The following is a 17,443-nucleotide window of genomic DNA, read 5'->3' as shown; positions in this document are numbered from 1 at the left end:
GCTTTGACAGGCTTTGTCACGGGGCGGGAACCGTCCTCAGGTGTGGAGGGTGGGGTTACCCGCCCGCTGAAGCACGAAACTCTGACCATACCGGAGCGCTCTTGTCAGAGAGCGTGAGGATTGGTCGAGGTAGTTCATCGGCATAAACAAATGCATCGATTTTCAACCGACGAGTAGAATAATTCAATTCACCGCGCTCAATCGCTTGAACCAACCTCTGATGTTCCTCAGTAGCAAGGAGACTGATGCGGTATTTACGCATCATCGACGGGATGTTTAACAACAAGAAAAAATATAAACAATATGCGAAGAAAATTAAAAACCCGAGGATCTCCCCCATCATCAATCCTCCTTCGCCCTGTGTTTAGAAATTAAAACTAACACCCCTCCGTATTTCACATCGATAGCGGCAGAGCGGGATTTATCTTGAGACAAAAATACAATGAGCTAAAACGGGCGGCGGCTTCAGGGACTTAGATATGCGAACGCCGCAGAATTCTGACGAAGCAGGATTCGCATGCGGCGTCTTTCCATAAATGGGCGGGCATCACGTGTTAGGGACGTAGATGATAGTCAAAGATTTTAAGACTATACTCAGTCAAGGCACTTAAGTGTGTCCGGATAATCTGCGACCAAATCAAGAGTGCCTGGTGGTAATGAGTCCGCTATAGGCTTGAGCGTGATGTTCAGGAGTTGGCGATTGGCATCGGCCGTGTAGTCGTCAAACTGCGAGCTCACGCTGCCACCGGTAGCGCTGATGACTTGATGTATTTGTACCGGCGAACCGCAGGAAAAATCAAAGTCTCGCAGCCGTACCGTCTTGATCTGTGGCTGTGATAAGGAGCGCCAGGAGATGACACCAGATGCTGTGTTGTAGGCGATGTGCCACTTAGAGAAATCACCTTGATTTACGTCTTGTAGTAGCGCGAACAGTTTGGACTGGCTGTCGCGTTCGCTGCTGTCGCGCGCACCTTGGGCGAACGCTGCGGCGCGGGCGTAACGAGCAAAAGAGTCCGACCCAGTCGGAATTGTCCTACGCCCGCCGAATCCTTGATATTTGCGCAGGCTTTGGCGGTGCAGCGCATAGGGATCGTTGCTCAGTACAGGAATATCGAGCGCGTTACCACTATGGGTCACGGCCTTGCCGCGGAGGAATTCGACGCTGAGGCAGGCGCGTGTCGTGTCGCAAACCAAGTAATGCACTGGCGCATGAGCCTGAGCAATTCTCACATCATGGATGTGGGTTTCGACCTCTTTGACCGAGGCGAATTGATCGAGCTGATACTGCACCCACTGCAGTTCGTTGAGTGAGGGCCGATTGTCGACCTTGGGATACTGCGTCCCATCGAGCCAGGCGATCTCGACAACTAAACCGGCCTCGTTGATGCCACCCAAAGGGAATTCACGACCGTATTGATTAAAGGTGATGCTGCCGTAGCGCGACGTCCACGCCGCTGCCGTATTCTTGGGGTCCAGTATTAGAGCTGTCTTCGCCACGTGGCGCTTATTCACCATGATGAGCCCATCTTCAAAATCCCAGTCGTAACTCTTACCGACTAGTTGGTCGGCAAAATGGGGTACCGCCACCACGGTACATGCTTGAGCGCTGTTGGCGTTGATCACGAGGGCAAAGGCGAACGCAGCTACGAAACGGTACGACCGTCGCATCATTGGGACTCTCCTGGTTGCTACAAATGGCAGAAGTGGACTTTTCCCGATGATAACTAAAGTTTTGCGAATTTACACAGGCAAAGCGTAAGCCAGGGTAGATCCCACAATCGCCGCGACGACACCAGCCAGGAGATCATCACCCAAGGTGCCCCAGGCGCCAGGAGCATCGCGATCGATTTTACCGATGGGGCCAGGCTTCGTGATGTCAAACAGTCTAAAGAGCAGGAATGCGACGAAATAAGGCGCCCAGTCTATAGGCATCCAAGCCGCTGCAATTGCCTGACCAGCAACTTCATCGATGACGATGCTTTGATCATCATGCACCGCTAATGCCGTCTCCATACGGTCTATAGACCAATAGGCCAGGGCACTAACCATAACCAACGAGATAGCTAATGTCCCATGAAACTCCAGAGTCCCAGCACCAAAGGATCTTGAAGCAACCCAGTTAATCCCTGCACCCACGGCCAACCCAGGGAGCGAGCCAAAAGTCCCCGGCGCCTTTGGCGCGCGACCAATACCAAAGGCCGTTGCGATCTGGATGGCTACGCGGTCTAAAAGTGCAAGTGAGGGCGTGGCGGTCAAAGCTTAATCCTCAATAGTTCTTTGCCCGTATTCACCGAGTCGCCCTCTTTGACCGCAACGCTGGCAACAGTCCCGGCAATGTTGGTGAAGACGCGGTTTTCCATCTTCATCGCCTCGATGACGAGCAGTGCTTGACCTGAGGTTGTTTGGTCGCCCTTCTTGACCAGCACCTTGAGCACCTTGCCGGTGATCTGACTCCTGACCACCTGATCTTTGGCCGCTGTGCGGTTGTTGTTCTGATCGTTACCAGGCATGTCTGGCTGACTGACGGCATGCACGTAGTGCAGGCGACCACCGAGACGAATCTCAGCTCGTAGCTGCGCCTCTGGCTCACCGACATAAGTGGTCACAGCCGTGCGGCGCAAATGCACGTTGCGCTCGAGCGCGGCATCGTTGCCGTCACGTAGTACGATAACGCCAGCGTAGGGCACCAAGGTCGCAGTCAGTTCGCGCCCTGCACTTTTTACGCGAAATGATTGACCCGGGGTGATGCGCTCGGGCAATGCGACTTTGTGCATGTTACCGTTGAGGTCGATTTTGAGATCCATAACTTCGTCTCCTCGATGCGCGCCTATTGTGGACCTATTGTGTACCTATTCTAGGCCTTCGCGCCGCGCCATTTCTTGCCAAAGACTTGGTCTCACACTTGATGCCGCCCCATCGACTACAGGGGCGGCGGGCTGATGACGCACTGCTACGACGCCAAGCACCGCTGCAAGCGTGGGCTCATCACTGTCGCCTCCCGCCTGACGCAGGGCAGTCTTCCAGTAGGCAGCCTGCTCCTCGATGAGCTTGGTGGTGAAATCGCCATCGCGAAACGCTGGCAGTGCGAGTAAGGCCTCTTGAAACGGCACTGTCGTCTGCACGCCCTCGAGCCTAAGCTCACTAAGTGCGCGCTCCATCCGCACGATGGCTTCCGGTCTCGTCTTGGCCCAGACGATGACCTTAGCGACCATTGAGTCGTAAGTGTCAGGTATTTTGTAGCCCGGATAAAGATGCGTATCGACCCGGACAAAAGGACCACCAGGTAGCGTCATCGCCTGCACGGTCGCGGCCGATGGTGCAAAATCCAAGGCAGGATCCTCGGCGTTGATCCTGGCCTCCATTGCCCATCCGTTGGGTTGTAAATCACTTTGCTTGAACGGCAAACGCTCACCCTGAGCGATACGGATCTGCCACGCTATCAAGTCCAGCCCAGTGATCATCTCGGTCACTGGATGCTCCACCTGGATGCGCGTGTTCATTTCCATGAAATAGGCGCGATCTGGTGATTCACAAATAAACTCGATCGTACCTGCACTGACGTAACCTGCAGCCTTGGCTGCCGCAACAGCTTTGGCGCCAATGTCATCCCTTTGTTTAGGACTGAGATAGCTACTGGGTGCCTCTTCAAACAACTTCTGGTGGCGGCGCTGTACGGAACAGTCACGCTCGAATAGATGCACCCCGTTGCCATGGGCGTCAAAAAGCACCTGAAATTCGATATGGCGCGGTCTCTCTATAAACCGCTCGCAGAATACTTCGGGGTTACCAAAGTACGCTTGCGCTTCGCGTTGGCACGCAGTCAAAGCGGGCTCCAGATCGCTGTCTTGACGCACGACACGCATGCCGCGTCCACCACCACCACCAGCGGCCTTAAGGATCAGAGGATAGCCGATTTCATGCGCCAGCTTTTTAAGTTCGGCTGCATCCTTGAGCGGTGCTGCTGCACCTGGTACCACCGGCACTCCGTGCTCGATCATCAGATTGCGCGCATGGATCTTATTACCCATCCGGTCCATCGCCTCAGGAGGTGGACCGATGAAAATGGCGCCAGCCTTCTCGATGGCACGGGCAAATTCACTACTCTCAGAGAGAAACCCATAGCCTGGATGGACGGCGTCGGCACCACTGCTACGGATCGCTTCGACTAAACGAGGAATCTGTAGGTAAGTCTCCGCCGAGGTGATGCCGGGGAGACGCACGGCAAAATCGGCAAGAAAACGATGCTGGCTGCTGGCGTCAGCGTCGGAGTAAACAGCCACACTCTCGATACCGAGCTCGCGCAAGGTTCTGATGATGCGGACGGCAATTTCCCCGCGATTGGCGATCAGGACTCGCTTGATCTTTGTGGATGGAATGCCCATGGCGAACCTCAAAGTGGGATGTTGCCGTGTTTGCGCTTAGGTCTTTGGCAGCGCTTACCGCTCACAGCAGCCAGACCTCGGAGCAGATGCGACCTAGTCTCACTCGGATAGATCACGGCATCGATATATCCGAGCTCCGCAGCAACATAGGGGTTGGCGAACGTTTCCGCGTAGCGGTCGGTGAGTTCTTGACGTTTCGCCTCTTGATCTGCGGCTGCAGTGATTTCACCCTTGAAAATGATGTTGCAAGCGCCCTTAGCACCCATTACAGCAATCTCGGCATTAGGCCACGCCAAGTTGAGATCCGCACCGATATGCTTGGAACTCATCACGTCGTAGGCGCCACCGTAGGCTTTACGCGTGATCACTGTGAGCTTAGGCACAGTGGCTTCGGCATATGCATATAGCAACTTGGCACCGTGACGGATAATGCCCGATGACTCTTGGTCACTACCCGGCAGAAATCCCGGTACATCGACAAAAGTCACCAGAGGGATATTGAAGGCGTCGCAAAAGCGCACAAAACGCGCACCCTTTACCGAGGCATCAATATCGAGCACACCGGCAAGGTGGTTAGGGTTATTGGCGACGATGCCCACTGATCGGCCTCCGAGACGCGCAAAACCAGTCACTATGTGCGGCGCAAACTCAGGCTTGATATCAAAGAAGCTACCCGGATCGACTACGGCCTTGATCACTTCCGTCATGTCGTAGGGTAGATTGGGATTGAGCGGCACCAAACTCTCAATACTAAGCTCCGCCTGCGTGATGAGTTCACGCATGGTCGAGTCCGCCTCAGGATCAGCGGCACGCGGCGCCTCATCCAGATTGTTGGACGGGACGAAGCTCAGCCAGGTCTTCACAGCGTTAATCAAGTCAGGTTCAGAGGCAAAGCGCCGGTCGGCGACACCACTACGCTGCGTGTGAGTCTCCGATCCACCGAGTTCGTCGAAGGTCACCACCTCGCCCGTCACCGTCTTAATGACGTCGGGGCCCGTGATAAACATGTGACTCGTATGATCTACCATGAAAACAAAGTCGGTCATCGCCGGTGAATACACGGCACCACCGGCACAAGGTCCCATAATAAGCGACAGCTGCGGCACTACACCCGACGCCTGCACGTTGCGGTAAAAGATGTCGGCATAGCCACCCAGGCTGGCCACACCTTCTTGAATCCGCGCACCGCCAGAGTCGTTGATGCCGATGACCGGTGCCCCAGCCTTAACGGCCATATCCATGACCTTGCAAATTTTGCGCGCCATGGTTTTTGACAAGCTACCGCCAAATACGGTGAAATCCTGGGAGAACACATACACCAAACGGCCGCTCACGGTACCAAAGCCCGTGATCACACCGTCACCAAGTATGCGCTTTCCCTCCATCCCAAAGTCACGGCAGTCGTGCCGTGCGAAGGCGTCGAGCTCGGTAAAAGAGTCCGGATCAAGCAGCTGCTGCAGCCGCTCACGTGCGGTCAGCTTGCCGCTCTTATGCTGGTGGGCGATGCGCGCCTCACCGCCACCAAGAAGTGATTCCTGCCTCAACCCAGCTAATTTGTCCGATGCTGATGTCGTCATGCCAGCGCTCCTCTGCTATCCAGCAATGTTCAACTTCCCGTCGGTCCTACATCTGCCAACCAGAAGCCTTGCAGCGACATTTTATTAATACACCTGCCGCCCGGGAAAAGCACTCCATAGCGGTTCGGCAAATAGGCGGGCACTGATATCGTCCCAACTAGGCAGCGAAAGCTGTTTAGAGTCACCACTTCCCGCCAATGCCTTATGTGGCACACTGGCCTCGCGGCCACCCGCCCACAGTAATTCACCGTTATTGGTGTCGACGAGCAGTAGTGTGACGCCGGCCCCTCGCTCAGCGACAGCTAGGCCGCGGTCGTCATACAGGCGCTCGTAGCCATAAGTCACAAAAGGTAGTAACACGGCATCCGCATGACGCACGTTTTTGCTGACTTTATTGAGCCACGCGAGCCACTCGAGACGCCCTGCGAGTGAGGCGTTGTAAAACGCGGGCACCGTTTGGCAGTCACCGCAGTCGCTGCGGCGATGCGCCCAAATTGGGGCTAATTCAGCAGGTAAATCGGTCAAACTCGCGTCCTTCAGCTGCTGCAAGACAAATTTTGGCGAATAACCTTTCATGTAAGGCTGGTCGTTGAAGCTCTTGAGGACAAAGGCGTCAAACTGCGTACACAGAGTCGCTAATTGCTGCTCGCCAAAATTACTTAGCGGAAGACTCTTAAAGCGCGCGCCCGCTGGCCACGCTTGACAGTTTAGCGTGGCGATCCGCGCCGGCACGTAGCTCAGATGACCCTCTTGCACACCGTAAGGAGTTTTGGTCGGTACGCTGACGCATCCGGCTACGGGTAGAGTGGCGCCGACGCAAATGAGCAGGATTAACCACGAACGGTGAATAGTCTGAATTTTGCGGCTTTTCATAGGGCATTAAACTCGTTGCTAGGTTCGTCGCTGAGCTTAGCACAGGAGTTGCCGCTACGGAAAGAAGGAGAGGACCCGGGTCGGGGTCCTCTTTTCATCTCAGTGATATCTTGATTGGCCGTTATTTTTTTTTCGGATCTGTAGGCTTCTTGTTTTTATTTGCTCCCTCCTCCGAGGGGGTCGAGCTTTCGATGGTTATCTCGCCTTTTTTCAACTTCTCTTCGAATTCCTCCTGGGAGTCATGTTTCTTGCTGCAGAAGTCGGCGTTAGTTTTCGCGCTCTCGGAGCCTTGCTTGCAGATTTCGGCTATTTCATCTTTGTAGAACGAGTCGGTGCCATTGACGTTGACATGACATGATTCGCCCCCCTTGGGGTTCTTCGGATCCGGAATCCAACCCCAGCCATTTTTAATGTTTTTTGCGTTATCACCACAGGATTTGAACTCCTTGCCCGAAACAGCATCAATCCAATTCGAGCGGTCAGCCGACATGTAGCCAATGGATCCACTCACTGCGTCTGTGTGGCAGATGTATGACTTTTCCTTGGCGTGTTTACTTGCAGCATCGCAGGAGCTATATTTTCCGGAAATGCCTGTGTCCTTCACGGTAGTAGGCTTCGCCGCGAGTGCTAGAGCAGCCGTATCGGTGTTGCCAACCGTCGCCAAGGCCGCTGCCACATGCAGTGCCCTGGCTACGGTCCAGGAGTCGAGCTCTTGCGTCGGGGATCTGCCGCTAGTCAAGGCTGTTAGGCCAAGTTTGGCCACGGTGAAGTAAGCAGCCAGCTCCGAACGATCGACTTTCTTGCCGAGTCCATGCGCCGCAAAGAGCCCGGCCGGTGATCTGTATGTCTTAGCAATTTTGGCCTGAAGCGTGGAGACCACCTTGCCTTTGGCGACCATTTTTGACTTGATGCCATCGAATCGGAGACCGTTAAATGTGAAGGCCTCGTCCGTCATCCCTTTAGTCAGGCCAGCGATAAAGTCCTTAGGTGACTTGGCTGCTACACTTGCCAGGCGCTCGCCGAAGTCCGAACCCTTCTGCATGCCGTCCAAGAGACTTCCTAGCTCGTCAATCTCGGCAGCAAACTCGTTACTCGCGAGATCGCTCAAAGAGTTCTTGTCCCCGCATGCTGCAAGCAGCACACAAATAGCCATCGAGCCTGAAAGTCGTAGTATCATACCTACCTCTAAGAAATTCTTAGATCCTGATTTTGACTAGCCCGCGTATCGGCATTTTTGCAGAAAACTTTAGGTCTTTTTTCAATTGGTCCACTTAATTGTTGGTACAAGACGAATTCCCCCGTCGTGTGAGAGGCTTGCCTGGATCGGGTAAAATTCACCGCCTTACCCCTAAGTAAATTCAAAGAAAGCGGGATGTTATGAAGTTGGACCAACAATTAAGTGGACCACTTTAAGAGGGGCTAAAGCTCCCCACCCAAAATGGCGATAAGCCTTATGGGCCAAACTGGGAGGGCATGAATTATGCGCACGCTGACAACACTGACTACACTACTTTCATGTGTACTTTCAGTATCTTGTGCCTCTACGGTGTCATCCAAGGAACGGCTTGAGTCCTGGCATAACGAGCCAGCCGCCCCCCTGCTTCAGGCAATGGGCGAGCCGACGTGCACAGCGGTCGCTCCTGACGGATCGAAGACTTACACCTACGAAGTGCATCGTGAAGTCCCGTTTGTTATGACTAGTGACCACCGAGCCATGGCCGACCGTGTAGTGGTGGATCATACCGTATGCACGGTGCACTTCACGGTCGATCCTCAGAACCGCGTCACCAAGGGCGAGTTAGCGACCCCGTCGTCTCGCTGTAGCGGGGTAGTACCCGAGAATCCCAAGGCCGCATTGGCGCACTAGGAGCTCGATTTGCCGGCCCTGAGACGTGGTAGTATTTGCGGCCACGCCTGCAGCTGATCGCAGATCCATTTGTTCAGGAGCCCTTGGCGTTCGCCGGTTGAAAGTGCAAAAGTGGTCGTGCCCAGGGATTCCCTGGCTCGATGGGTCAAGTGCTGCATGGTGATGGCGGCACCAACAGATATATTGAGGCTTTCGACCATTCCGAACATGGGGATCGTAAAAAGTCGGTCCATGTGAGGTAGCCAGGCCGAGTCGATGCCTGCGTGTTCGTTGCCAAAAACAACGGCAATCTTGTCGTCCACGGGTAGTTCATGGAGTGGCACCGCTGTCGGCGCGGGCACTCCGGCATACAGTTTGAATCCGTCGGCCCGCAGTTTGGCCACGCAGTCTTCGACGGTATGGTGGCGATGCAGGGTTAACCAAGACCCGACGCCACGCGCCACGGTCGAGGTACGAAAACTTTGTTTAAGTGTTACCACGTGGCAGTGCTGAATACCGAAGGCATCGGCTGACCTAAGGCAAGCCGAGATGTTGTGCGGGTCGTGGACATCCTGGACCACCAGACGGATATGTTGGGTACGACCGTGCGCGACACGCAGCATGCGCGCGCGGCGCGCCTCAGTCAGCATAGCGTTCATCAAATCCCAAGCGTCAGCCGGATAACCGGTCGTCTTGGTACCGCTAAATTCTAGCTCGCGCAACGGATCGCCTGGAGTCGCTGGTGTGTCGTTATCCTTCGACATGATCTGTTGGATCCTCAGCCTCAAGCGGATCTGGGATCTCATGGATATGCGACGCGCCGCCCTCGCGCTCATCGCCTTCAATGTCCGTGATCAGTTGGGCGCCTATGGACTGTAAGGCTGTCCCCACCAACGGGCCGATCGCCTTCGGAATTGGCGTGATGCCTTTCTCTTCCAGGATCCAAAGGGACAACTTGCTTAGGGCGACTTCCCAGTTGCGGTTACGCTCCTCACTAAGCTCTCTGAGCCCCTTCATGCTGGCGTACAGCCGGTCGTACTGAGCGACTTTGCGCTTGTAGCGCTTGAGCTCGACGGGGTCCCCAGACTTGGCTGCCTTCTCGGCGGACACTTTTGCCTTCTCAGCTTCGTATAGCCGCGCCTGCCAGTCTTTGTCGCGGAGGCTAAGCTCCTGCTGCAGCGTCGACTTCTCTTCGCGGCTAGTACGTTGCAGCTCGCTTAATTGCCGCTCAGACGCTGTCAAGCGCGCGACGGCATCCAGGCGTTGCTGCTCGGCAATCGTCGTTTGTTCTTCCGCCTTAGCGAGTTGCCGCTCGAGATGTTTTTTCTGGAGCTCCAGCTTTTCTGTAACCACATGAATCTCATGTGTTTTTTGCTCAAGCCGTTGGGTGAGCGTTGCCGTCTGCGCGCGGGCCTCGTCGAGACTTTGGTTGATTCTCTTGTTGGCCTCACTCTGCTTACGGAACTGATCCTCGTGCTGCTTACTTAGCTGCTCTAAAGACGTCCCGCGTTGACGCAACTCCTCGTAACGATTGGCACCTTCAACCAGGAGGGAGTAAAGTCCGGCCGCGCGGCGCCATTGGTAGATTGCGATTCCAGACGTAATAGCTGCGAAACCCATAGCAGCTGCTGGCAACAAATTTACGGCCATCTTGTCTTCCTTATGAAGGGGCCACCGCGCAAAGTCCCCAAGTCCTCACGATCAGTCCAGATGATCAATCAAGCATGCGAGACAATCAAGGGTATTTGCGTGAGCGCTCAGTAAGTGAAGTGTTTGATCTTCTCGCCCTTGACCCCAATTTCGGTCATCGCCCGGATACCGATGTCCAAGTGCAGATCGACAAAGCGTTCGGTCACGATCTTGTCGCTGCTCTCGGTCTTGACGCCCTCTGGGGTCATCGGGCGGTCTGAAACGAGCAGCAGGGCGCCGCGCGGGATCTCGTTGGCGACACCGACGGTAAAGATCGTTGCCGTCTCCATGTCGACGCCGATGACGCGCAGATCGCGCAGCTTTTGTTTGAAACCCTCGTCGTGCTCCCAGACTCGCCGGTTGGTGGTGTAGATCACCCCGGTCCGGTAGTCCATAGATGACTCGACGATTTTCTCGGACACAAATTTATGCAGTTTGAATGACGGCATCGCTGGCACCTCAGGGGCGAGGTAGTCGTTCGAGGTACCCTCGCCGCGAATCGCTGCCATCGGTAGAATAAAATGACCCAGCTCGGTGGATTCTTTCACACCGCCACATTTACCTAGGAAGAGGACCCCCTTGGGTTTAATGGCCATAAGCAAGTCCATGATTGTCGCGGCATTGGCAGATCCCATGCCGTAATTAATCAGTGTCAGCCCGGAGGGCTCATGGGTGGCAGTCTGCATGGCGCGACCGTTACCCAGTATTGGCACGTCGAAGCGTTTAGCAAACTTCTCGAGGTAGTTCGAGAAATTGGTCAGTAGTATATATTCGCCAAATTGTTCAATAGGCGTGCCAGTGTAGCGCGGTAACCAATTCTTTACGATCTCGGCCTTGGTCTTCATATTAAAGTCCTCGTATGATGATTAATGATAGGCCATCTCGACTCAATTAGCGACCGTCAACAAGATCTCGAGGCTTCCCCATGAAGGCAAAAACCGCTGTGCGTACGGAAAAAGCTGGAGCATTGGCAATTCCACGGGAACTTACGCGCCTCGTTAGCGCCTGGTGGCGGTTCGGCGTGTTTGGTTTGCCGACTAAACTTACGCGGTCACTGGTGACCGATACTAGTTTTGAGTCTATTTTTAGCGGCAAGCGCTTCTACGAACTTTTCGGAGATAATGCTCTGCGTCTCTTTGATGCTCTGGGTCCAATCTACGGCAAGGCCGGACAGATCGCCCTAAGTCGGATGTCACCGAAGGCGCATGCCGTCGCCGATGATTTCCATCTGACGCGGCTTTATAAGGACTGGCCAGCATTGCCGTGGTCTCAAGTACAGCACATACTCGATACCGAAATTCCGCAGTGGCGTGTGGGACTCAAAGTAGAGCCAGTGCCGCTCGGGGTGGCATCGATGGCGCAGGTGCACGCAGCGACTTCTTCGGATGGCCGTCAGTGGGTCGTCAAGGTGCTCAAGCCGCAGGCTAAGCAGCGCATGATGGAGACGACAGCTGCTCTCGATCAGTTGATTGCGGTGGTAGAGCCACTTGCACTGACGCAAGTATCGAAACGCACCGTGCGTGAGCTGCGTGAGCTGGTCAGTAATTTTAGGCGCGAAACATCGCTCATCCGCGAGCGCGACACCATCATCAGACTCCGGGAAAAACTGGCAGGCAAGAAACAGGGCGTGCTACTCATTCCCGAGGTAAACACCGACTACTGCTCGCAGCATGTACTGACTGTTGAACGCTTTATGGGAATTTCGCTTTCGGATGTGGTGGCGGGCAAGATTGAGTTGCCGCCGACTTTCAAACAAAAACTTGCCAAGAGCGTCCTATCCGAGCTGTTGGTCCAAGTTTTTGAATTAGGTCTGTTTCACGCTGATCCGCACGCTGGAAACTTAATCTTGATGGAGACCGGTGATGTCGGGCTTTTCGACTGGGGCCTTGCCGGGGAGCTATTTGATAGCGATCGCCGCTACATAGCTGCAATACTTAAAGCCGTAATTGCTCTCGACCAAGAGCAGCTCATCGATGCCTTGGTCGCTATGGGCACCGATGTCGGGCGTGAGGTTGAGCGTGAAGATGTGCGTAAGGAGCTAAAGACCGTTTCGGGAATGATAAAGAAAGGCCGCGAAAATCCGGCCGAAAAAGCGTCGATCCAAGAGCTACTAGAGGCCTGCCTCAACAGCGCCGCGAGACTTGGGATTGCCGTGCCGGACGGGCTTTTGCTAATGGCAAAGAGCCTGGTCACGATCGAAGGCTTGGCGCGCGGCATCGATCCGCAGGTTTCGCTAGCCCGGGTGGCGACGCCGGTGCTATTCAAAGCTGCTAAACCCGGTTGGAAGGAAGTGGTTGCCTTTGGGCGGCGCTTACCGTCGATGGTGCGCATGGCATTCAACTAATTGGTGCCGTTGCCGCCGAGTTCACCCGGTGTTTTACACCCTTAAGTGGATAGGCGGCGCTGATGGCATTTTTCGTAGAATTCCTGCTCACGTTAGTTTGCGGTACGACCGGTCTCGGCCCGACAGCCTGGGCCCGAGAGACGCCGTCGACTCCTGGACTTGTCATTCTCGGTGACAGCCTCGCCACGGGAGCGGCGACCCATCCGGCGCTTCGGTACGATGGTCTGGTCCTGTGGGACGTCTTTACCGGCAAGGTACCACTACCGGCGACAGCCTCAGTATTGCCGGCGGATCTCGCGGCTGGGCTACCTGACCCCCTGCCGGCGCCGCAGCGCCTGTGGCCAGGTCAGCGCGAATTTTTTGGTGGTCCCGACTGGATATGGCGCAATGCTATGCAGATCGTCGCGCGGAGTTTTCTCGATACGCCTCAATACTCTTGGGGCTACCAGCTAGGCCTAGCACTCAAGGTGGCTCCTGAGAGTATCCTGATTGCAGGTGATGACGGGGCAAGGGTGGCACAGTTACCGCGGCAAGTGGACCGCGTCCTTGCTGCGACCGACGGTGTCTTGCCACCGCGTATTGCCGTGTTCTTTACCGGCAACGACCTCTGTGCTGCGACGACCAATGAAATCACTAGCGCTCACGATTATGCCGCCATCTTGGAGCGTGGCTTACGCTACATGGTCCGTAACGGTCAGGTTGGTGCCAGCGGCACTGATGTCTACGTACTCGGACAATTGGGAGTGCTGCAACTACTGACAAGCGATAGTATCCTAAATAAAAACATCACCGCGTTCGGCAGTGAAACCACTTGCCGTGCCCTGCGTGATCAGCGTTTTTTACCGACACCTGAGCAGCAACAAGTGATGCAGAAACGCAGTGGTGCGCTCGCTGAGAATCGCGGCGCAGCTTGGTATTTCTCAATGCTCATGCCGCCCAATCCGGTTGGGTACTGCGCGACCTTGATGGGGCCACTGGAGGGCAAGGAGCGCGAAGCGGAGATCAGCGTCGTGGCTAATCATCTGCGTGATTACCGTGAGGCAACGGCCAAGGCGGTGGAGCGCCTCAATGAGAAAATGATGGCAGAACACGTCGCAGTGCGTTTTCACTATGTTGCGGCAACAGCGCAACTTGGGTTTGATGGCGCCGACATTGCGGAGGACTGCTTCCACCTGTCCCCCGCTGGACACACGAAGATTGCCCGGGCGGCGTTTCCAGGCCTTGTTGTTCCCTAGGTAAAAATGGCAAGATCAAGACACGTTCAAACCCTACGAGGTGGGACAGATGTCAGCGCACGATCACCATCATCATGATACCAATGGCCATCACGGCCATCATGGTCATCACGGGCATCACGGGCATCACGGGCATCATCATAATCATCGAGCGGTTGGTAACCTCAAGGTCGCTCTCTTTTTAAATCTGGGCTTTGCGCTCGTCGAGATTGTGGGTGGCATCTGGACTGGCAGTGTCGCCATCCTGTCGGATGCGGTGCACGATTTAGGTGACGCGATCGCTCTGGGGTCTGCCTACATTTTTGAGCGTTTAGCCCAGCGTCAGCCGAGTGCCTCGTATTCTTATGGGTACCGCCGGCTGTCACTGCTGAGTGCCGTTTTCACCGCTGCGTTCCTACTCGTAGGATCCGCTTTTGTACTATCCGAGGCTATTCCACGCTTGCTGGCTCCAACGATGCCAAAGCTGCCGGGTATGCTGGGATTCGCCGTGTTAGGCGTGGCCGTTAATGGCTATGCTGCCTGGCGGCTGGTCCGTGGCGGTGGCACCATGAACGAGCGCGTCATCTCGTGGCACCTTATCGAAGATGTGCTTGGGTGGCTCACCGTGCTGATTGGAACTCTGGTGATGATGGTGGCCGATCTACCCATCATCGACCCCATCCTGAGCATCATCTTTAGCTTGTTTATAGTGTTCAACGTTCTCAGGTCACTAGGAGCAACGGTTCGCCTCTTTCTGCAAGCAGTACCGCGGGATATCGATCTAGAGGCCTTGCGTCGTGACATCACCGGAGTCGAAGCGGTCGAGAGTACGCATGATTTTCACTTGTGGTCGCTAGATGGGGAGCGACACGTGCTCACGGTGCATGTGGTGGTGGAGCAGGATTTACCGCTGAGTGTACTTGAGACCGTGAAAAAAGAAATCCGCCAAACCGTCGCCAAACACGGCAATATTCACGTGACAGTTGAGCTTGAGCCCAAGGCTACTAGCTGTGAGAACGATTGCCACTGTGCCACGGTCTGATTTAAGGTCCCGGGGTCATTACTACCAATGATCATCAGTCGCCGCGAATGGCTCGAATCATCGGGCTACTGCGAAAGTCCGCAGCAAGTCCAGGCACCGATTCGGCATCGGCGGGCAGTTCATTGAGCAGCTCACTAATCTCCCGAAACTTGCCGGTAGCTAGCTCAAAACTTGAGATATGTCCCGTCTCAAAGCGGTAAATCCATCCGTGAATATCAAGCTCGTCACGCGCTAAGGCGCGCGCCACCACAGGATGGGTACTTAGATGCTCGATCTGCAGGAGCACGTTGGCTTCCGTCAGGATCTCGAGCTGCTGCTCACGAGGGGCACCCGCGTACTCTGCGAGCACGACGCCTCTAGCAGCTGCGACATGACGCAACCACTGACTCAAGAATGGCAAGCCTTCAATGCCATCCGGGTGATCGAGAGCACCCGCCATGGCACCGCAGTGGGAATGACCACAGACTATAATGTCGCGAATACCCAAGGCGTTGATCGCATATTCGATGGTAGCTGCCTCTCCACCGGCCGATCCAGCAGGCGGGACGATGTTGCCAGCATTGCGGATCACGAAAAGCTCACCTGGGTCTGTCTGTGTGATCAGCGTCGGACAGATCCGTGAGTCAGCACAAGTGATAAAGAGGGCGGTCGGTTTTTGACCTTTCTGCAGGGATTCGAATAAATGACGTTTACCACGGAATACGTGGTTGCCGAATTTAAGGGCGCCACCTAAAAGTCGTTGCATCGATACACCTCCTGCCTAAATATGCAGGGAAACCTAGCATTAATAGCACCCCACTGTCGACCATTAGGGTTGGGCCAGTTGCTGCGCATGGCGGTAATTAGTTGCGATTGCCGGATCGTTTGGACTTAGCGTATAGGCCTCGTGAAAGATGGGCAGGGCGGCTTTGATGCGCTCTTTGTCGTTACTGCCGCGGACTAGCGTGAGCGCTTGCTCGTGCAGAACTCCAGCCAGGGAGGGGCGCGTATCGGGGAGTTCTGGACTCATCTGCAAAGCTTGGCGGAGACTCTCTTCAGCTTCGGACCACCGCTTAAGTCCAGCCAAGGCGCGACCTAGATCGCGGTGCACCGCTGCGATCCCGTCGTTAGATGCGAGTGAAGCGCGATACTGAGTTATGGCCTCCTCAAGACGCAAATCCTGTGACAAGGCCCAACCGTAGCGGTAGCGCATAGTCCAATTGTCCGGATCGAGTGCCACCGCGAGGGCAAAAAGCGTGTGGTAATTTTGCCAGTAGCGCGACTCCTGCCAGGATAAGGTGCCAAGCACGGTGACGAGTGTCAGGCCGAGCGGGATCACAATGCGCGCGGGGAGTGTAGTTAAGAGGTGGTAGACCAGGACTGCGACTGCAAGTAGCGAGAGGTAGGCATACCTGGCGCCGACCGTCGAGAATGCCTGAAAGCCGAAGGGCACGAATCCCAGCACTGGAAGGAGGGGGGCCATAAACATAAAGGCGATGATCCATGCCAGGGGACGACGACGCCAAATCGCTATGCCGAGACCTGAGCAGGCGACAATAAGCGTCACAATGGTCGTTCCCGTCCAGCCTTGTGCCATGACACGGTCCGTGCGGTGGCCAAAGTCTATGGACATGGCAGTGGGCCAGATCGACTTTTGCAGGTAAAAAGCAACGGCGTCTGCCGCAATCAGCGGGCGATCCTGCCACGATACGGCGAAGGGGAGTTCGCCGTCAGGCTGGAGTAGCTTAGTGGCAATCAAAGCTGCGAGTCCTAAGAGCAACCAGGGGCCGAGCCGTGCTGCGGCTCTTCCGCGAGGGAGTTTGTACCAATACGTCTCAAGCACGAAGAGCACTAAAGGTAAGGTTGCCGTGGCAGCTTTTGCAAGGAGTGCACAGAGGAAGAAGATGGTCGCTATGAGATAGGCGTGGCGTTTGGTTTGGGTCACAGAGTGCAAATAATAGCGGATCGTGAGAAGCGCAAAGGTCGCAGCGAGTAAGTCCTTCATGCCCATGGCCCAGGCGACTGGCTCGACAACGAGAGGGTGCAGGGCAAAGACGAGGGCAGCGATCGCCGCCAGGTAGCGTTGCCTTAAGCTCATCGTCGCAAATAGGTGACAGATGATTTTGTATACGAGCCCAGCATTCAGGGCGTGAACCACGACATTTGCAGCATGGAAAAAGCTAGGGTTTAGGGTGCCACTTACACTGCGGCTAATGGCGGCTAAAAGGGCCCAGACCGTAAATGTGATCGGCATATATAAATGATCATGCGCTGTGGTCCAGATGTGCTGGAGATTCGTTAAGCTCAAATCCATCAGCGATGGATTTTGATAGATATTGGCCTTGTCGTCGTAGGGAATAAAATCAAACCAAACGCAGCCGACGAAGGTCAGGACGACGGCGCTGAGGATAAGAGCTATTGGTAAACGAGGTAGCATTAGCCGAGTATAGCTGACGGGGGGAAATGGGAGCAACTAGGGGGAGGGGAGCTGGGAGCG

Annotated in this window: 17 protein-coding genes; 4 read left to right on the top strand and 13 right to left on the bottom strand. The window is 55.2% G+C overall.

The window, feature by feature from the left end:
• Positions 1-55: 55 nt before the first annotated feature.
• The 8 genes from FJ146_10185 to FJ146_10150 all read right to left on the bottom strand — a co-directional run bounded on the left by FJ146_10185 (position 56) and on the right by FJ146_10150 (position 8,009).
• A complete protein-coding gene (locus tag FJ146_10185) occupies positions 56-343 on the bottom strand; it encodes a hypothetical protein (GenBank protein ID MBM4252327.1) in 288 nt (95 codons plus the stop codon).
• A 251-nt stretch (positions 344-594) separates the two neighbouring features.
• A complete protein-coding gene (locus tag FJ146_10180) occupies positions 595-1,671 on the bottom strand; it encodes a linear amide C-N hydrolase (protein ID MBM4252326.1) in 1,077 nt (358 codons plus the stop codon).
• A gap of 69 nt (positions 1,672-1,740) precedes the next feature.
• A complete protein-coding gene (locus FJ146_10175) occupies positions 1,741-2,256 on the bottom strand; it encodes a phosphatidylglycerophosphatase A (GenBank protein MBM4252325.1) in 516 nt (171 codons plus the stop codon).
• A complete protein-coding gene (locus FJ146_10170; protein ID MBM4252324.1) occupies positions 2,253-2,804 on the bottom strand; it encodes an acetyl-CoA carboxylase biotin carboxyl carrier protein subunit in 552 nt (183 codons plus the stop codon). The genes FJ146_10175 and FJ146_10170 overlap by 4 nt, the downstream gene beginning before the upstream one ends.
• A 45-nt stretch (positions 2,805-2,849) precedes the next feature.
• Positions 2,850-4,382, bottom strand: a complete 1,533-nt coding sequence (locus FJ146_10165; GenBank protein ID MBM4252323.1) for an acetyl-CoA carboxylase biotin carboxylase subunit — start codon at positions 4,380-4,382, stop codon at positions 2,850-2,852.
• 8 nt (positions 4,383-4,390) lie between these two features.
• Complete coding sequence (locus FJ146_10160; protein MBM4252322.1) at positions 4,391-5,959, bottom strand: acyl-CoA carboxylase subunit beta; 1,569 nt, start codon at positions 5,957-5,959, stop codon at positions 4,391-4,393.
• Between the two features lie 84 nt (positions 5,960-6,043).
• Positions 6,044-6,832 carry a hypothetical protein gene (locus tag FJ146_10155; GenBank protein ID MBM4252321.1) on the bottom strand — a complete coding sequence of 263 codons (789 nt, stop codon included), beginning with the start codon at positions 6,830-6,832 and terminating at the stop codon, positions 6,044-6,046.
• Between the two features lie 121 nt (positions 6,833-6,953).
• A complete protein-coding gene (locus FJ146_10150) occupies positions 6,954-8,009 on the bottom strand; it encodes a hypothetical protein (protein ID MBM4252320.1) in 1,056 nt (351 codons plus the stop codon).
• Positions 8,010-8,312: 303 nt separating this feature from the next.
• Here FJ146_10150 and FJ146_10145 point away from each other — a divergent pair, with 303 nt between their 5' ends.
• Entirely contained in the window at positions 8,313-8,699 is a 387-nt protein-coding gene (locus FJ146_10145) for a hypothetical protein (GenBank protein MBM4252319.1), read from the top strand.
• On the opposite strand, the gene FJ146_10140 is transcribed toward FJ146_10145, so the two are convergent.
• The 3 genes from FJ146_10140 to FJ146_10130 form a co-directional block, all read right to left on the bottom strand.
• Entirely contained in the window at positions 8,696-9,514 is an 819-nt protein-coding gene (locus FJ146_10140; GenBank protein MBM4252318.1) for an RNA methyltransferase, read from the bottom strand. The genes FJ146_10145 and FJ146_10140 overlap by 4 nt on opposite strands.
• A complete protein-coding gene (locus FJ146_10135; protein MBM4252317.1) occupies positions 9,429-10,328 on the bottom strand; it encodes a hypothetical protein in 900 nt (299 codons plus the stop codon). Before FJ146_10135 ends, FJ146_10140 begins: the two co-directional genes overlap by 86 nt.
• A 107-nt stretch (positions 10,329-10,435) precedes the next feature.
• Positions 10,436-11,212, bottom strand: coding sequence for an AMP nucleosidase (locus tag FJ146_10130; GenBank protein MBM4252316.1), 777 nt, complete (start codon positions 11,210-11,212; stop codon positions 10,436-10,438).
• 80 nt (positions 11,213-11,292) lie between these two features.
• Here FJ146_10130 and FJ146_10125 point away from each other — a divergent pair, with 80 nt between their 5' ends.
• The 3 genes from FJ146_10125 to FJ146_10115 all read left to right on the top strand — a co-directional run bounded on the left by FJ146_10125 (position 11,293) and on the right by FJ146_10115 (position 14,967).
• Complete coding sequence (locus FJ146_10125) at positions 11,293-12,711, top strand: AarF/ABC1/UbiB kinase family protein (protein MBM4252315.1); 1,419 nt, start codon at positions 11,293-11,295, stop codon at positions 12,709-12,711.
• Positions 12,712-12,773: 62 nt separating this feature from the next.
• A complete protein-coding gene (locus FJ146_10120; GenBank protein ID MBM4252314.1) occupies positions 12,774-13,946 on the top strand; it encodes a hypothetical protein in 1,173 nt (390 codons plus the stop codon).
• A gap of 49 nt (positions 13,947-13,995) precedes the next feature.
• The gene (locus FJ146_10115; protein MBM4252313.1) at positions 13,996-14,967 is read left to right on the top strand and encodes a cation transporter; all 972 of its coding nucleotides are present in this window, start codon (positions 13,996-13,998) and stop codon (positions 14,965-14,967) included.
• 34 nt (positions 14,968-15,001) lie between these two features.
• Here the strand turns inward: FJ146_10115 and FJ146_10110 are convergent, their stop codons facing one another.
• Positions 15,002-15,712, bottom strand: a complete 711-nt coding sequence (locus FJ146_10110; GenBank protein MBM4252312.1) for a carbonic anhydrase — start codon at positions 15,710-15,712, stop codon at positions 15,002-15,004.
• A gap of 63 nt (positions 15,713-15,775) precedes the next feature.
• On the bottom strand, positions 15,776-17,383 hold the full coding sequence (locus tag FJ146_10105) for a hypothetical protein (GenBank protein MBM4252311.1): 1,608 nt from the start codon (positions 17,381-17,383) through the stop codon (positions 15,776-15,778).
• Positions 17,384-17,443 lie beyond the last annotated feature (60 nt).

Source organism: Deltaproteobacteria bacterium, from assembly GCA_016874735.1.
Lineage (GTDB): Bacteria > Bdellovibrionota_B > Oligoflexia > Oligoflexales > CAIYRB01 > CAIYRB01.
Note: the sequence above shows the minus strand (reverse complement) of the source record. Positions and strands in the feature narration are given on the sequence as shown.

Coding starts and splice junctions, on each gene's coding strand:
- FJ146_10170 (MBM4252324.1), bottom strand. CDS start 2,804: ATGGATCTCAAAATCGACCTCAACGGTAACATGCACAAAGTCGCATTG.
- FJ146_10125 (MBM4252315.1), top strand. CDS start 11,293: ATGAAGGCAAAAACCGCTGTGCGTACGGAAAAAGCTGGAGCATTGGCA.
- FJ146_10180 (MBM4252326.1), bottom strand. CDS start 1,671: ATGATGCGACGGTCGTACCGTTTCGTAGCTGCGTTCGCCTTTGCCCTC.
- FJ146_10140 (MBM4252318.1), bottom strand. CDS start 9,514: ATGAGCGCGAGGGCGGCGCGTCGCATATCCATGAGATCCCAGATCCGC.
- FJ146_10145 (MBM4252319.1), top strand. CDS start 8,313: ATGCGCACGCTGACAACACTGACTACACTACTTTCATGTGTACTTTCA.
- FJ146_10160 (MBM4252322.1), bottom strand. CDS start 5,959: ATGACGACATCAGCATCGGACAAATTAGCTGGGTTGAGGCAGGAATCA.
- FJ146_10130 (MBM4252316.1), bottom strand. CDS start 11,212: ATGAAGACCAAGGCCGAGATCGTAAAGAATTGGTTACCGCGCTACACT.
- FJ146_10115 (MBM4252313.1), top strand. CDS start 13,996: ATGTCAGCGCACGATCACCATCATCATGATACCAATGGCCATCACGGC.
- FJ146_10155 (MBM4252321.1), bottom strand. CDS start 6,832: ATGAAAAGCCGCAAAATTCAGACTATTCACCGTTCGTGGTTAATCCTG.
- FJ146_10150 (MBM4252320.1), bottom strand. CDS start 8,009: ATGATACTACGACTTTCAGGCTCGATGGCTATTTGTGTGCTGCTTGCA.
- FJ146_10110 (MBM4252312.1), bottom strand. CDS start 15,712: ATGCAACGACTTTTAGGTGGCGCCCTTAAATTCGGCAACCACGTATTC.
- FJ146_10185 (MBM4252327.1), bottom strand. CDS start 343: ATGATGGGGGAGATCCTCGGGTTTTTAATTTTCTTCGCATATTGTTTA.
- FJ146_10105 (MBM4252311.1), bottom strand. CDS start 17,383: ATGCTACCTCGTTTACCAATAGCTCTTATCCTCAGCGCCGTCGTCCTG.
- FJ146_10120 (MBM4252314.1), top strand. CDS start 12,774: ATGGCATTTTTCGTAGAATTCCTGCTCACGTTAGTTTGCGGTACGACC.
- FJ146_10135 (MBM4252317.1), bottom strand. CDS start 10,328: ATGGCCGTAAATTTGTTGCCAGCAGCTGCTATGGGTTTCGCAGCTATT.
- FJ146_10165 (MBM4252323.1), bottom strand. CDS start 4,382: ATGGGCATTCCATCCACAAAGATCAAGCGAGTCCTGATCGCCAATCGC.